The 15,564-nt window shown below is 54.2% G+C and carries 13 protein-coding genes; 2 read left to right on the top strand and 11 right to left on the bottom strand.

The window, feature by feature from the left end; all coding sequences use genetic code 11:
• Positions 1-169 precede the first annotated feature (169 nt).
• The 8 genes from FE783_RS13015 to FE783_RS13050 all read right to left on the bottom strand — a co-directional run bounded on the left by FE783_RS13015 (position 170) and on the right by FE783_RS13050 (position 10,677).
• Entirely contained in the window at positions 170-1,777 is a 1,608-nt protein-coding gene (locus FE783_RS13015; RefSeq protein ID WP_138879802.1) for a response regulator, read from the bottom strand.
• Entirely contained in the window at positions 1,774-3,543 is a 1,770-nt protein-coding gene (locus FE783_RS13020; protein ID WP_138879803.1) for a cache domain-containing sensor histidine kinase, read from the bottom strand. Before FE783_RS13020 ends, FE783_RS13015 begins: the two co-directional genes overlap by 4 nt.
• 74 nt (positions 3,544-3,617) lie before the next feature.
• Complete coding sequence (locus FE783_RS13025; RefSeq protein ID WP_138879804.1) at positions 3,618-4,445, bottom strand: carbohydrate ABC transporter permease; 828 nt, start codon at positions 4,443-4,445, stop codon at positions 3,618-3,620.
• 27 nt (positions 4,446-4,472) lie between these two features.
• Complete coding sequence (locus FE783_RS13030) at positions 4,473-5,390, bottom strand: carbohydrate ABC transporter permease (RefSeq protein ID WP_138879805.1); 918 nt, start codon at positions 5,388-5,390, stop codon at positions 4,473-4,475.
• A gap of 423 nt (positions 5,391-5,813) precedes the next feature.
• Positions 5,814-6,989: a GGDEF domain-containing protein gene (locus FE783_RS13035; protein ID WP_138879806.1), complete on the bottom strand. Its 1,176-nt coding sequence runs from the start codon at positions 6,987-6,989 to the stop codon at positions 5,814-5,816.
• A gap of 101 nt (positions 6,990-7,090) precedes the next feature.
• Positions 7,091-7,612 carry an NUDIX hydrolase gene (locus tag FE783_RS13040; protein ID WP_138879807.1) on the bottom strand — a complete coding sequence of 174 codons (522 nt, stop codon included), beginning with the start codon at positions 7,610-7,612 and terminating at the stop codon, positions 7,091-7,093.
• Positions 7,613-7,700: 88 nt separating this feature from the next.
• Positions 7,701-9,338, bottom strand: a complete 1,638-nt coding sequence (locus FE783_RS13045; RefSeq protein WP_138879808.1) for a right-handed parallel beta-helix repeat-containing protein — start codon at positions 9,336-9,338, stop codon at positions 7,701-7,703.
• A gap of 31 nt (positions 9,339-9,369) precedes the next feature.
• Positions 9,370-10,677 carry an ABC transporter substrate-binding protein gene (locus FE783_RS13050; RefSeq protein ID WP_158301778.1) on the bottom strand — a complete coding sequence of 436 codons (1,308 nt, stop codon included), beginning with the start codon at positions 10,675-10,677 and terminating at the stop codon, positions 9,370-9,372.
• 191 nt (positions 10,678-10,868) lie between these two features.
• Between FE783_RS13050 and FE783_RS13055 the strand changes: the two genes are divergently transcribed.
• Positions 10,869-11,816, top strand: a complete 948-nt coding sequence (locus FE783_RS13055; RefSeq protein ID WP_138879810.1) for an AraC family transcriptional regulator — start codon at positions 10,869-10,871, stop codon at positions 11,814-11,816.
• A gap of 1 nt (position 11,817) precedes the next feature.
• Here FE783_RS13055 and pyk read toward each other — a convergent pair whose 3' ends face one another.
• Entirely contained in the window at positions 11,818-13,239 is a 1,422-nt protein-coding gene (pyk, locus tag FE783_RS13060; protein ID WP_138879811.1) for a pyruvate kinase, read from the bottom strand.
• A gap of 139 nt (positions 13,240-13,378) precedes the next feature.
• On the opposite strand from pyk, the gene FE783_RS13065 reads away from it, so the two are divergent.
• Positions 13,379-14,164, top strand: coding sequence for a helix-turn-helix transcriptional regulator (locus FE783_RS13065; protein WP_138879812.1), 786 nt, complete (start codon positions 13,379-13,381; stop codon positions 14,162-14,164).
• A 65-nt stretch (positions 14,165-14,229) separates the two neighbouring features.
• Here the strand turns inward: FE783_RS13065 and FE783_RS13070 are convergent, their stop codons facing one another.
• Together FE783_RS13070 and FE783_RS13075 are read right to left on the bottom strand one after the other, a co-directional pair.
• A complete protein-coding gene (locus FE783_RS13070) occupies positions 14,230-14,853 on the bottom strand; it encodes an MBL fold metallo-hydrolase (RefSeq protein WP_138879813.1) in 624 nt (207 codons plus the stop codon).
• A 19-nt stretch (positions 14,854-14,872) separates the two neighbouring features.
• Positions 14,873-15,439, bottom strand: coding sequence for a thioredoxin family protein (locus tag FE783_RS13075; protein WP_138879814.1), 567 nt, complete (start codon positions 15,437-15,439; stop codon positions 14,873-14,875).
• Positions 15,440-15,564 lie beyond the last annotated feature (125 nt).

Genomic DNA, 15,564 nt, shown 5'->3' on the forward strand with positions numbered 1-15,564 from the left:
GCCGTTCCAAGTAAAAAGATACCTTCTTTTACTCAGACAGCTTGTTTTAAACTCCTTGATTTATATAAGATTTAGCGGTTGGAATTTAAATCCAAAACTCGCCAGAAGGTATCCTTTTCACTTTCCACTCCTTTACTCACGAGTTAATCGACAGTCTCTGTGTCTTCTCTTATTTGTTCAGCTCGGACGGATAATAGCCGGTATGCTTCTTGAATAATTGACTGAAGTATGCGTTGTTTTTGTAGCCGACGATTTGTGCGATTTCGAACACTTTATAATTTCCGGTCAATAGCAGCTCCTTCGCCTTTTCCATGCGGACGCGCGTCAAGTAGCCGTTGTAATTTTCGCCGGTTTCCTGCTTGAAGATTTGGCTTAAATAATTGCGGGTCAAATAAACCTTCTCGGCAATGAGGTCGAGCGTAATATCTTCCGCATAGTGCTGCTGCACATACCGCTTGATGAAATCGATCGTCTTGCGGTGCTTTTGCGAGCTGCGTTCGTCCATCGCCCTGCAAATCGGAACGAGCAGATCGCGCAGCCAGCCGGAGAAATCGGCAATGCCGTAAACGAGCTCGAGCTCCTTGAACATGGAAAAGTCCGGGCGGAAATGTTCGATTTGCAGTCCGTGCTCGTGCAGGGCGAGCGACACGATGCCGACGATATCGATCGCGAACTCCCTGAGCTCGCTGATGCTCGGGGCCGCCCCTTCCCGAAGAGCGCGCGTCAGCTCGCCGATTCTCAGCTCCATCAGTTCTTCTTCCCCGACCATCATGGCGTCGACAACAGCTTGGCAGCTCTCGATCGGGCGGCGCGACACGGGTCTGGCAAGCTCCCGGACGTCCTCCTGCAGCAGCAGCTGCTTGTCCGGCATGCTCTCGCGGCTTGCGAGCAGCTCGACTGCCGACGCGTAAGATTTCGGGATATCGCCGACGTGCTCCGCAACCGAACCGACCGCCGCCCAAACTTGCAGCTTCAAGTACGATCTGACATGCTCCAGCAGCTCCTCCGCGACATGGATCGCCTGCCGCCTCGCCCGCTCCTGTTTCGCGTGCGTTGGAGCCGCAACGATGACCGAAACCAAATTGCGCTGAATATCGGCGACATAGACGCCGTCTTTAGGATCCGCAAGCTCGTCCACAATATTTTTGACCGCATAGGCGAATAAGGCCAAATCGTTCGGCCGGTACGTATTGCGCTCGCGGTTGACGAAAAATTCGATAAGCACGACACTGAAATGCCGGTTGGAAAGGTCGAGCTTCAAATAATCCGAAACTTTATGGTAGAAAGCGGTTTGGCTAAAGCCCGGCTCCAGCAGCCCCTTGAACAACTGCCGCTTTGTCGTCGGCAAATTGTACGCAAGCAGCTCCCTAAGCTCCCTCTCTTCCTTCTCGACCGTATCCCGTCTCGTTATTTTGTCCACTGCTTCCTTCAGGACCCGCTCGATCTCATCCAGCGTGGCAGGCTTCGACAAGTAGTCGTTGACGCGCAGCTTGACCGCGGATTGGGCGTATTTGAAATCTTCATATCCGCTCAAAATGATCACTTCCGATGTATTGCCCGCCTCGCGCAGCGCCTTCAGCATATCGATGCCGTTCATAACCGGCATAAAGATATCGGTCAAAATAATGTCGGGACGATGAGCCTCGATCTGCTCGAGCCCCTCCTTGCCGTTAATGGCCGTTCCGACCACCCGGATTCCGAATTCCTCCCACCTGACAGAGCGGGATAATCCTTGAACGGTAGTCATATCGTCGTCGATGATGACGGCTTTGATCATGCCGGTTCCCCCCCGATGCCCTGCGGCGGCTCCTCGGCCAGCTTGGGCAAATTCAATGTCACGCTCGTCCCTTGGCCTGGCCTGCCGAACAATTGAACCCCGTAGCCGTCTCCGAAGTACAGCTGAATCCGCTCATGCACATTTCGTATCCCGTTATGCTCCCGGCCGGGAGCGGGGCTGTCCGTCTCCATCCCGCGCCCGTTATCCTCGATCCTGAAATGGATACCCCGGTCGTCCTCCCACCCGGTAATATGCACGACCCCGTCGGCGCGTCCGTGCAAGCCGTGAAGGAGACTGTTCTCCACGAACGGTTGGACGATCAGCTTCGGAATGTAGTAGCGTTTCATCGAATCCGGCACGGAGACGACGAACCGAATCGTTTGCTTGTAGCGGATCGTCTGCAGATCCACATAACATTGCAGGTGTTCCATTTCCTTCTGTATGCTTATAAAAGTAGCACCGCTCGACAGCCCGATCCGCAGCATTTTGCCGAGCAAGGCGAGCATGCGGCTAATGTCGCGGGCGCCGGCTTCGATCGCGTGCCAGTTCATCATATCGAGCGTATTGTATAGAAAGTGCGGGTTGATTTGCTCCTGCAGCACCTGAATTTCCGCTTCGCGCTTGCGCCGGTTTTGCTCCGTTACTTGCGCGATCAACGATTCGATGCGTTCGGCCATATCATTGAAATTATCGTTCAAGTGGCCGAATTCGTTGCGGTAATCGTTGTCGATGCGAATGTTCCATTTCCCGACCTTCATCGCATTCATGGCGCGTATCAGCCTGCGGATCGGTGCGGCGAACTGTACGGATAGCAAGAACGCCATCGTAACCGCAAGCAGGATGCATAAAACGACCGCGATCAAAATAACGGTTGCGATGCGCCGGCTTCCTTTCGTGATCGTTTCCCAAGGAATGACGTCCATCGTCACCCAGGACGTTCGGGTCTGCTTATTCCAGATGATCAGCGACTTCGTGTCCAAATGGGCTATCGCAAATTGATCGGACGCGGATTTGGATTTGTCCATAATCGCCGCGATGTCGCCGCTTGCCTCGTCGTAAGAAACCGGTTTGGAGCCGCCGTTAAATTGCGCGATAAGCCGCCGGTTCGTGTCGAGAATAAACCGGCTCGCATCCGTCCTGCTGCCGAACGCCAGCTTCTCGATGTAGGACAATTTCACGTTCACTACGAGTATGCCGACTTCCTTGCCCGCCGGTGACAGCACCTTTCTCGCAAAGCTTACGACCTGCCGGTCTCCCGCCGGGTAATCGCCTACTTCGACTGGATGAGCGCCGACCCAGCAGTAGTCGGCATCCTTGATTTCGTTGTACCAGAAAGTCCGTTCCAATATGCCGTAGTCGTATACCCCGCTGCCGGCGATATGGCTGTTGATCGTCGTTTGCTTCGCATACAGCTGTACGGAAAGTATGCCGTCCTTTACATAGCTCGGGCGGCTGAGCAGATCGATAATATCGGAAGTTTGGCCGATGCGCTCGAACGAATCTTCGCTGTACTGCAAATAATGGATCAGCTTCGGGTTGCTCGCGAGCGCGAGCGAATCGAATTCGACCGACTGGAGCTGCATGTCGAGCTGCTTGTTGATTTCGTCCAGCAGCAGCTTCCTGGAGGAGATCGTCTGCCCTACCACTTCCTGATTCGTAATGTAATAGCTCGTCATGCCGAGAAGCAGAATAAGCAGCACGGAAATCGCAAGAAAGGAAGCGAAAAACGTCGCCTGAAACGAAAATGTTTTGAAAGGATTCCTCATCCGCAAGCATCACCTGTCGTCTTCGCCGTTTGTTATACATCCAGCATAAGGCCGATTGCGTTCGCCGTAAACAACTACCCCTTGATTCCGGTGGTAGCAATTCCTTCCACGAAATATTTTTGCGCGACGAGGAAAATAACGAAGCACGGAATGACCGACAATAGCGACATCGCATACATCGGTCCCCAAGTGACCGCCGACGAGTTGTCGAGGAACAGCCGCAGCGCGAGCGGCACCGTATATTTCGCGGTGTCGGTCAAATAAATCATCTGCCCGAGGAAATCGTCCCACGTCCATATGAAGCTGAATATGGCCGTCGTAATGAAAGCCGGCGTGCATAACGGCAGCACGATTCTGAACGCGATACCGATCGTCGAGCAGCCGTCGATTTTGGCCGACTCGTCCAAATCTTTCGGGATGCCGCGAATAAACTGAACGATCAGAAACACGAAAAACGGACTAACCGCCAAAAAATGCGGTACGATCAGCGGCAGCGTCGTGCCGACCCAATCGAACGATTTGAACAAAATGTACTGCGGCACCAAAGTGACCTGAGCCGGGAGCATCAGCGTCAGCATCAAGATGCCGAACCACATTTTTTGCAGCGGAAAGCGAAGCCGGGCGAACCCGTATGCGACGAGCGCGCTGGACAGCAAAGTTCCGATAACGGAAAGTACCGCGATAAAGAAAGAATTGTAGAAGAAATGGGCGAAGCTGAATCCGGGTATGGCTGTCCAGCCTTCGGCAAAATTGCTCCAATGCAGCTCGCTCGGAAACAGCCGCTGCTTCGGAATGTCCTCGTTCGACTTCAGCGCATTGCCGACGAGCCACAAGATCGGATAAATCATGACGATGCTGCTCGCGATCAACACGATATAACGGTATACAACCGCTTGTCTCATCCTGCTTCTCCCCTTTTCGTCGTATCGTTATGTTTCATAGTGCACCCATCTTTTGGACGACCAGAAAATGAGAACCGTGCAAAAGGCGATGATCGCAAGCAAGATCCAGGCGAGCGCGCTGGCATAGCCCATATTGAAGTAGGCAAAAGCTTTCTGATACAAATATAGCGCGTAGACGAGCGTTGAGTTGATCGGTCCGCCCTTGGTGACAATAAAGGCTTGGGTGAACATTTGGAAGCTGCCGATAATTTGCATAACCAGGTTAAATAAAATGATCGGTGTCAGCATCGGCAGCGTAATCGCGAAAAACGTACGAACCTTCGACGCTCCATCGACCGAGGCGGATTCGTACAGATCGCGCGGAATTTGCTTCAGTCCCGCCAGAAAAATGACCATCGACGATCCGAACTGCCATACCGCCAGCAGCACGAGCGTATACAGAGCCGTTCCCGGATTGTTGATCCAATCGATTCCTTCGAACCCGAATAAGCCCGCAATCCGGTTCAATATCCCGTCCATGCCAAACAAGTTCCGCCAGATCGCCGACAGCGCGACGCTTCCTCCGATCAAGGAGGGCAAATAAAATACCGCCCTGAACAGCGACATGCCCCGAATCGCCCGGAACAACAGCAAGGCGACCAGCAGCGCGAACATTAATTTAAGCGGCACGGACAACGCCACATAAGTGAGCGTAACTTGCAGCGCCTTCCAGAACTCGGCGTCATCCGTTAAGATCTCCTTGTAATTGGCCAAGCCGATCCAGTCGGGCAGCTCCAGCAAATTGTACTGCGTAAGCGATAAATAAAAAGATTGCGACAGCGGCCCGATCGTCAATAGGAAGAACCCGATCAGCCAAGGCGATATAAACGCGTAGCCCCAAATCGGCTCGATCCACTTGTTCCATTTGCCGGCACCGGCTTTTGTTATCCGCGGTATTTGCTCCATCTGTGTCACTCCCGAACTCGGTAATAGTTTAAATCGCTCCGTATTCACATGTTACCGTTTGCTCGGGAAGCTATAAATGAGAGAAATCTATAAATAATAATAAAAAAATACACGGTTTTGGGCCCAAATCAAAAAGACGGTTTGCCGGAGGCAACCCGCAAAGTTGTTGAAAAGTCTGCAAAGAGAGGAAGCGGTGAAGGCAAGAGGTGGGGGAATGCGCTCCACTTCCGTTAAAATCGTGTTGTTTTTGGAATTTTCAGCGGTTACAACACGATTTTAAAGTCAGCCGCCTCGCTTTACGCACATCTCCCCCACCTCTCTTTGTATTCCAAATCTCTCCTTTTGCCTTTTCAACAGAAAGGCGGTTGCCTCTTAGTCGAAGGCAACCGCCAGAATATTGAGAAAGTGCGCATTCTTATCAACTTACTTTTTGCCATAGCCGCTCACGGTCGTACGGTTTCTCCCGTTCGACTTGGATTCGTACAATGCCCGGTCCGCTGCTTCGATCATCTCCCGGTAATCGCCGTCCTCCGGCCATGCGGTAGCCGCTCCCGCGCTGATTGTAACAATGCCGAACCGGGACGACTCGTGGCCGAGACGCAGATCGTTTACCGCCTGATGCAAATATTCGGACAGCTTCTGTACTCCCTCTTCATCCGTCTCCGGCAAAATAACGGCAAACTCCTCGCCCCCGTATCGGGCGATAAAATCTTTGGACCGCTTCAGACTGTTCCGAAGCGCTCCCGCCACCGCCCGCAAGCATTCGTCTCCTTGCTGATGGCCGTACGTATCGTTATACAGCTTGAAATGGTCGATGTCGATCATAATGAGGGATACGCAGCGGGCGTTGCGAAGCGCCCAGTTCCATTCTTCGGCTATTCTCGCATCGAACGCCCTCCGGTTGGAAACGCCGGTTAATCCGTCCTGGTACGACAGCCGCTCCATCACTTCGTTTTTTCGCTCCAGTTCTTTGCGCTGCGCGAACTCGACGATTTTATACCGTTCCATCACATATCCGACTACGGCCGAGCCGAGAAAAGTGGACAGCAAGTACAAATTGCTGTTGATGTAAGCCAAGTAGGCGGTTTCTTCGATCCCGTCTTGAAACGGCTGCTGCACGAACAATACCGTGACCGCATAGCCCGCCGCCAGCACTACGGAAACGGTCGTCGCTTGAATCCAGCGCAAGCCGAACAACGTGAAATTGCCGAACAAGATGAGCATCAATCCGGCAAAGTAAAAATAATTGGCCGGCTCTTCCGGCTTCAGTACGGCCATGATGCCGATCGACCCGCACCCGGAAAACAACTGCACGACACACATGATCGACTGCAAATGTCTTCGGAACACCCGGGTGTAGGTCAATCCGTAACTGATCAGAAAGAACGGCATCATAATGCCGTAGCGGATTCCCCATATTTCATGCTTGGATAAGGGGGCGGCCCAAATATCGTCAATGCCGAGCAGAGCGAATAAACCGAGCGAGACGATCAGCCCGAAACGGAGAATCGATAAATGTTTGGAGACGTAATAGTGCTCGAACTCCTCTTCCAAATCGGGATCGAGGTGAAGGTTGAATCGTTTTTTCCAATTGTACAATCCGTTTTTCAGCCTGCACCACGCTCCGACAGAAGATCACTGCGCCCACGCACGAAAACCAGGACCGCAGCGGTATGCGCGGTCCCGTACTCCCTACTATTTTATTCATTTATGTATGCCGCTATGCCTGCCGCCGTTTCGGTCGTACAGTCCACGATCGTCCATTTCGCCTGATTGTACGGCGGCAGCCACTCTACTCTCGCGTTCAAAAACCCGCGCCGGTTAAATATATGGTCCAGGAAGTCGCGATGATAGCCCGGCACCTTCTCGTTGCTGCCGATGCCATCCAGCTCCACCCAATGGGCCGTTTGCTTCTCCGCTTCGGTCGTAGAGAGCGTTCCAATTACTTCGCGGGCCAGCATAAGGAAGGCCACGGAATGATAATCGGCTTGGTTGTTCAGAAAGGTGATCACGCCAACCATGTTCAAGCCGGATACTTCAAGCCCCGTCTCTTCGCGCATCTCGCGGACGCACGCTTCCTCGATCGTCTCGGTCAGCTCCACGTGACCGCCCGGCGGGATGAATAGCCCGTACGTTTTATAAGCCGGATTCAGCTTTTTGATCATGGCGATTTTGCCGTCGCGCACGGCGATGCACGACACTTGAACACGGACCGAAGACATAGATGTACACCCCGCTAGTCGAGTCGCATTTCAACTCCAACAACGGTAATTCTACGCCCCCGGTCCATTTCCTTTTTTTGCATGCGAATTATTTCGTAAGACTGTCGATCGTTATGTTTCGGGCCGAACCCAGCCTGTTTTTCACGACCAGCTCCGCGGCATTGTTCGGGTAAATATTCAGCGCGCCGTCCACATCCGGATTCGTGGCGCCGACTTGTGCATCCGCACTTTTCGCGATGACGATGGGGGCTCCCGCTCCATTGGCGACAATAATCGCATAGTTTCCGCCATAATCACTGGCGATCATGAAAATGCCCCTCTGCGGATTGCCCCGCGACTTTAATACGACCGACGCGTCGTCCGCCACAAGGTACGATTCCATAAACTTCTTGCCGCCATAGGTGGTGAAGTGTGACGACGAGAAGTACGAGCTATTCGCTCCCGCAAGGTTGACGACCCCGAGTGTACCCGGCGCAAAATGATTCGTGGTCACCGTATTCCGGTCGCAGCCGACTTGTTCTTCAAATGCATAGGAGTGAGTCGTTCCGATCACTTTGTTGTCCGACACGACGCTGTCCGTCACATTTCGCAGCAAAATTGCCGCCTTGGAGCCGGAGACGCTCGGATTCATAATCATATTTCCGGAAATTTTGAGCTGTCTGGTGATACAGCCGAGGACTCCCGCATAAATACCCGCTCCGGATGCATTGTAGACCGAGTTGTCGCTGATCGTAATCCCCTCGCACGGCTTGGTCGGCGCACCGGTTACCGTAATGCCATAGTAATTCGCGCTGACATTGTCCGAAACCCGTATCGTGTTTCCGGTAACGACACAGTTTCTGACCGTCCCCCCCGAAGCGCCTCCTACATAGACAGCCGGCCCGACCGATCCGCCGATGTGATTGGCCGGATTTTCCGAAGCATGAACCGTATTGCCGACGACGGTAACATTCTCGACGATGCCGTGCGTATTCAAGTAAGCGGGAGTTCCGTCGCCCCACGCTTCCAACCCGATGCATTCGCGATAGCAATCGATAAACACATTGTTCGCGATCGTCCCTTCCTTTACGTTGCCGAAGGCGATACCGAAATTGTTGCTTTGCTCGATCCGGCAGCCTTCCACAGTCACGTCCTGACTCTGAATCGTCGCGTAGGCATTAAATACGGAAACCCCGAGTGCTCCGCTTTCGGCAGAGCTTTTTCCCCTGACCGTCACCCGGCTGATTCTCAGATGATGGATGCCGCCCAAAATGATTCCGTGCTGGGCGTTCGCCCCCGACCGGTCCACGCAAAAATCGGATAGGCCGATATCGGTTTGAAGCGCATCGTACGGCGAGGTAATGATCCGATTCGTCGGTACGTCGAATACGCCTTTGATGACAGTCGAGTCGCCCTGGCCTCTTAATTTCACGCCTGACTTAAGCACGATCATGCTTTTAACCGTTATCAATCCGGGAGGAAGACAAATCTCTCCGCCTCCGGAGGAGCTGACCTCATTGATTTTCTCATTCAAGTAGGCGGATGCATCCGGCATTTCGGTAATGTCCGCCCCGATGTCGCAGCACGTTTTGCAAGCCTTATCGCCATACACCGCTTCCACCACCGGATTTTTCTCCTTTCCGAAAGCCGTTCCTTGCGAAACGGTGTACATCATAGCCGTCGCCCCTGCCGCCGCTCCGAGCGAAGCGAGCATTTTCCTTCTGCTCATGTTCACCTGATCGTCCATACGCTTCGATACCTCCGTTCGTTTATCGTTTCTACTTCCCGTCTATTTCCGCGATTTTGGCGTTAAGAATGGCCGCCGCTTGACCGAGCGACGTATTCGTATCTTTAGCACCCGTGATAATGTCCGTAAATGACGTTGTAATCACGCTTTGGGCATGCCCGTCGTATTTCGTGTACACTCGCGGGTCGGCAAATTTGGCCGCCAGCATCGCCATCGTATTTTTTCCTATCAGGTCGGGTGAATCTTGCCCGAATACGGACCGGACCGATTGGCTCTTGAGAACGGGAGGATTGCCGATTCTCGCCTGCTCCATCTGCACTTCGTCCGATGTCAGATAGGCGATCGCTTGGAACGCCTCCTCCTTATGCTTGCTGGTCGAAGCAACGCTGAAATAGGCGGGATAAGGCTGCGCTCCTACACCGGGCCGATCTTTAAACGTCGGGAACGTGACGACATCCCAATTCATCCCTTCGTTCGCTCTCGGGTAATTGGACGAGAAATGGGCGTACATGGCGGCCGTTCTTTCCTTATAGAACATATCGCTCTGCGCGCCGCCCGCGAGCACTTTTGCATCCGCACCGTACCCCGGCAGTTGGAAAAAACGGACGAAGTTATCCATGAACGGGTTCCACCGTCCGTTGTCGAACGCCGCTTTTTTCGTCTTCGGGTCGATGAAGTCCAGCGAGTATTGATTCGTCATGGCCAAATGGGGCGGCGAGGAAACGAATCCCCGATACGTCTGACCTCCGTCGTTCCGGGTCATCTTCTTGGCAATTTCGTACGCATCGTCCCACGTCATGCCGTCCTTCGGATAGGCCACGCCGAACTTATCGAACAGATCTTTGTTGTAGAACAGCACCATGGAAGTGGCTTTTATCGGCAAAGCGAGCACTTTGCCTCCCGACATGTTGCGAACCATATCGATCGTTGAAGGCTCGAACCGGTTCAAATCGAATTTGTTTGTTTGAATCGTTTCCGCCAAATCGAGCGATATCCCGGTATCGATAACGCCCGGCAGAGCGCCGATGGAAGTAAAGATGACATCGATATCCGCTTTGGCGACGATCAGCTCCTGAAGCGTATTTCCTTTCGTGCTCTGAATGAATTTGATCGAGATGTTGGGATACTTCCGCTTGATCGGATCGCCGTAATCCCTCATGAAGTCCGCGTCCGGGTAACCGGTAGAGGTATACAGGAAAGTAAGCTCCACGGGATCGGCCTGCTTGGACGGCTGGTGCTGCTGCTTCACCGTATCCGCCCCCGGGTCCGCCCCTCCGCAAGCCGAGGTTGTCGCCAGCAGCAGAGGCGCGCACAAATAACGCCATGCTTTCTTGTTCATTTTCTTTGTTCCTCCCTGATTTTTGATCCGCTTGGCTTGCAAACGACAATCCATAAAGCGACGCCCTTATGAATGAATGCGCTTTATTTTTCCCGAATCACGCCACCTCCCTATGCCATTTGGTATAATAATCCGTAACTACCTTGACTATAGACGCAGGAACGCCATGTATCCATGAACGTGGTTTCGATTTGATCGGAAAATGGATCGGAGGATGCCATGCGATGCTGTACAAAATGTCTCGATTAGCCAGGCTGGACGTCAAGTGTGTGGATTTGTGCGATGCGAATCATCATACGTTTTTCGCGGAGCATCACAATCCGAACTATGAGCTGATTGCAGTAGCCGAGGGGACCGTGCATTTGGAGGTCGAAGGCGAACGCTTGAAGTTGTCGGCGGGCGAATCTTTGCTTCTGAGGCCTTGGGAGTCGCATGGGGGGTGGAAACCCGGGGAACGGCAGGGGAGGTTTTTCTGGGCGCAATTTTCGTGCGATCCCGACATTGACGAGTTTCTATTGCATCAAGCGTCCGAGCTTAATATCATCCATGCCTCGCAGTTGGAACTGCGGACGATCGAGAGCCGCAGCGACGACCCGTTAGTCATTCCCCGATTATTCCGGCCCAAGCAGTACTATAAACTGCTCGGTTTGTTCGAAGAGCTTATGGAAACATGCAAAAAACCGAAAGGCAACTTTCGGTTCCGTGCGACGATATTGCTTGCCGAGATGCTCCGGCTCATCTCCGACGATTGGCTCGAGCACACGAAGCTGGATACGGCTGCGCCGACGTCGTATATGACCTATCGCAGAATGTTGAGCTACTTGAATCAATTTTATACGGAGGACATCCCCAAACAAAATTTGGAGCGATTCATGAACCGCAAGTACGAATACTTGTGCCATGTGTTCAAAAAGTATGCGAACACGAACATCCAGCAATACGTTCACCAGTTGCGGACGCAGCGCGCCAAATATTTGCTGCGCCATACGGGCAAAAGCGTGAAAACGATCGCCCAGGAAGTCGGCTATCCCGACCCGTTTCATTTCAGCCGCATCTTCAAAAAGATCGAAGGGGTCGCTCCCCAGCATTATCGCAACAATGGCGACCACAGCCGGCAGTATGCGCCGGGGAGCTCTTGATTTACGCCGGCGCCTGCACGATCTTCATCAAGTTCGTCGCTCCGCTGCGCCCGACCGGCACGCCGGCTGATACGATGACCGTATCCCCCGGGCATAAAGCACCGCTCTTGACGGCGCTTCGCAGCGACGATTCGAGCATTTCGTCCGTAGTAGGCGCCGGTTCGCCCTTCACGGGAATAACGCCCCATACGAGACAGAGCCCGCCCAATACGCTCTCGTTCGGCGTCACGGCGATAATCGGCGCCTTCGGCCGGTATTTGGACACCATGCGGGCGGTAAATCCGCTCTCCGTCGGCGTCAATATCGCCTTCGGCTCGAGGTCGAGCGAGGCTCCTACGACCGATTGGCTGATCACTTCGGTTACGTTGGTCGGATGCAGCGCGATTTTTTGCTCGAACGATTCGCGGTAGGGCAATATCGTCTCGGTTTTCTCGGCGATGCGGGCCATCGTCTCGACCGACTCGACCGGATATTTGCCCGCCGCCGTTTCCCCGGACAGCATGACGGCGTCCGAGCCGTCCAGCACCGCATTGGAGACGTCGCTCGCCTCGGCGCGCGTCGGCCGCGGGTTGACTTGCATCGACTCCAGCATGTGCGTCGCCGTTATGACCGGCTTGCCGGCCGCATTACACGCCCGGATCATCCGCTTCTGGACGAGCGGGACGTCTTCGACCGGAATTTCTACGCCCAAATCTCCCCGCGCGACCATAATCCCGTCGGAAACCTCCAATATTTCAGTCAAATTCTCGACGCCTTCTTCGTTCTCGATCTTGGAAATGATCCGCACGTGCCCGGCTCCATGCTGCTCCAGCAGCTCGCGGATTTGCACGATATCGGCCGCCTTACGGACGAACGATGCGGCAATAATGTCCACCTTCTGCTCCACGCCGAACGCGATATGCAAAATGTCGCGCTCCGTCACGCCCGGCAGCGATGTCCGGATGCCCGGCAAGTTCACGCCTTTGCGCGGCTTCAGCTTGCCACCGTTGACGACGCGACATACGACTTCGGTGCCTTCCGCCTGCTCGACCTCAAGCTCGATCAGACCGTCGTCGATCAAGATGGTCGAGCCCGCCCGCACATCGCGCGGCAGCTCCGGGTAGTTGACCGAAACGCGGCGGCCGTCGCCTGTTATCGTCTCCGTAGTCAAAATGAACCGGTCGTTCTCGGCCAAGTCGTAAGACGGCTCGGCCAGCATGCCGATTCGCACTTCCGGCCCTTTAATGTCCACCAGAACGGCTATGTAGGTTCCCATTTCCCGAGCCGCTTGCCGCACCCGCTCAATCCGCCCCGCGTGATCCTCCAAGCTGCCGTGAGCCATATTCAAGCGGGCGACGTTCATCCCCGCCGCTATCATTTGCTTCAGCACATCGACCGAATCGCAGGACGGCCCCATCGTACAAACAATTTTCGTTTTGCGCATGTCCGTTTCTTCGTCCTCTCTCTACCGGAAGTACAAGCTTCTGAGTTCATTGTAAATCCAAGCTTCGATGAGGCGCTATGAAAAATAGTACCGACTGTGTAAAATAGTATTCATCCATGCAAGAGAGAGGATATCCATCATGCTGCAAGTCATTGACGTTCGCCACGATAAAGGAACCGGCTGGTTCAAGGAAGCCGACCCCGCCGCGCCGGTCCGGTCGCTCGCTCTCGTCACGTACGGCTCCTGCGTGTACTGGATCGGCGGCAAGAAGGTCGTCGCGGAGAAGGGCGATATGCTGCTCATCTCGGACCGGACCGTCTTTTACGGCAAAAGCATCCCGACCCTGCTGCATGAAAAATACGTCATCTCGTTCCGCGAGGAAGGCCCGGGCCCGGTGATGCCGATTCTGGACTCGCATCCGTACGTCGTATGGAAAACCGGCCTGTACGAGCTGATAGCCGACCGGCTCAAAACCGCTTGCGAGCAATGGAACGAGGAGCTTCCTTACCGGGAGGCGATGGCCCAGGCGATGCTGCTCGAAACGCTTGTGCACGCAAACCGCGAGCTTGACCGGGGGCAGCCGTCCCATGAGAAATACCGGCTAGTCGAAGCGATGCGCAGCTATATCCAGCTCCATCATCGCGAGCAGGTAACGAAAGAACAGGTGGGCGAAGCGATCGGGAGAAGCCCGAACTACGCCGCAACCTTGTTCCGCTCCGTGACGGGCCAGACGATCGGCGACAGCGTCCATGCGGCCAGAATGAAGACGGCGCAGTATTTGCTCCGCCATTCGCTGCTTACGGTCGCGGACATTTCCGAGTATGTCGGGTACAGCGATCCCTCATACTTTTACCGGATCTTTAAAAGGCACATAGGGCGTGTTCCTTCCGAGCTGCTCGCGGAAAGAGACGAGTCGCTGAACTAAAAGACAAAAAATAGGCTTACCCCGCACGAATGCGCGATAAGCCTCCTTGTACACGTACAGCCGTGTCACACGTAAGGGTTGTTCAGTTTCTCGTATCCGATCGTCGTCGGCTTGCCGTGCCCCGGGTATACCTTGACATCGTCCGGCAAATCGAACAACGTGCCGTGGATCGACTCCATCAGCTCGCGCTGGCTGCCACCCGGCAAATCGGTCCGGCCAACGGACAACCGGAACAGCACGTCCCCGCTGAACAGCTTGTCGCCGTACAGCAGACTGACGCTTCCGGGGGAATGTCCGGGGGTATGGAACACCCGGAACTTCTCACCGAGCAATTCCAATGTCTGGCCGTCATCAAGCGCGTATTCCGCCGGGTCCGTTACGATCGGGCCTCCGAGCTCCGGCCATCTCGCCGAGCCGTTCTTCTTCGGGTCGGACAGCCAATCGGCTTCGGCATCGTGCACGTAGACCGGGCATTTTTTCCACTTGCGCAGCTCGTCCACTCCGCCGATATGGTCGAAATGGGTATGGGTAAGCACGATCGCCTCGATCTCCATCGTGTCGATTCGCTTGAACAACGATTTCGGGTTCATCCCGGGATCGATGACGAATCCCCTCGTACGTTCCGCATTCGAGAGCAAATAGGCGTTCGTCTGCAAGGGACCGAGTTCGAAAGCATCAATGTTCAGCATAACAGTCTCCGTCCGTAGATTAGAAAGTGGAAATCAAGTCGCGCAGCTCTTTCACGATGACGGCATGGTAGCCGGTTCCTTCGCCGTACTGCGCCATCATCTCGGTGCGAGCGACTTTGATGTTCTCTTCATAATCGGGCGCATTCCGGTCCGGATTCGCCTGTTTGAACTGGATCATGACCTCCTGAACATGCTTCGGACGCGGTCCCCATTGACCGAGTACGAATCCGCCCGTGTCGGTGAAAATCACGACCGGAATCGACCGGCCGCCCATCGTAAGGAATTGATCCATCGTATCGGTATGCTCTTCCATGATCAGCACTTCCACCGGGATTCCGGAGTTTTCCAGCGCCCGGAACACGACCGGGACGTTGCGGACGACGTCGCCGCACCAATCCGCCGCCAATATGAGGCAGCGCAAATCATCGCGGTTCGACAGCGATTCGAAAAAGTCGCGGTCGTCGTCGGAAGTCCATTCGAACCGGTTGGACCAATCGAGAAATTTATCCTGGTTTTTCGTCATCCGGTCGATAAATTGCTGAGGCTCCAACCCTTTGCCCAGCTTGTCGGCCAAGTTTTTGCTCATGGCTATCCCTCCTTCATAATGTTGCCACCTCTATTTTATCTGATTACGTTTATCCATGTCCATTCGGGCCGCAATTCCCCCGCCACAGCCAAAAAAACCACGAAAGACGCAGGCGGCCTTAACCG

This window comes from Paenibacillus mesophilus, assembly GCF_005938385.1.
Classification (GTDB): domain Bacteria; phylum Bacillota; class Bacilli; order Paenibacillales; family NBRC-103111; genus Paenibacillus_AB; species Paenibacillus_AB mesophilus.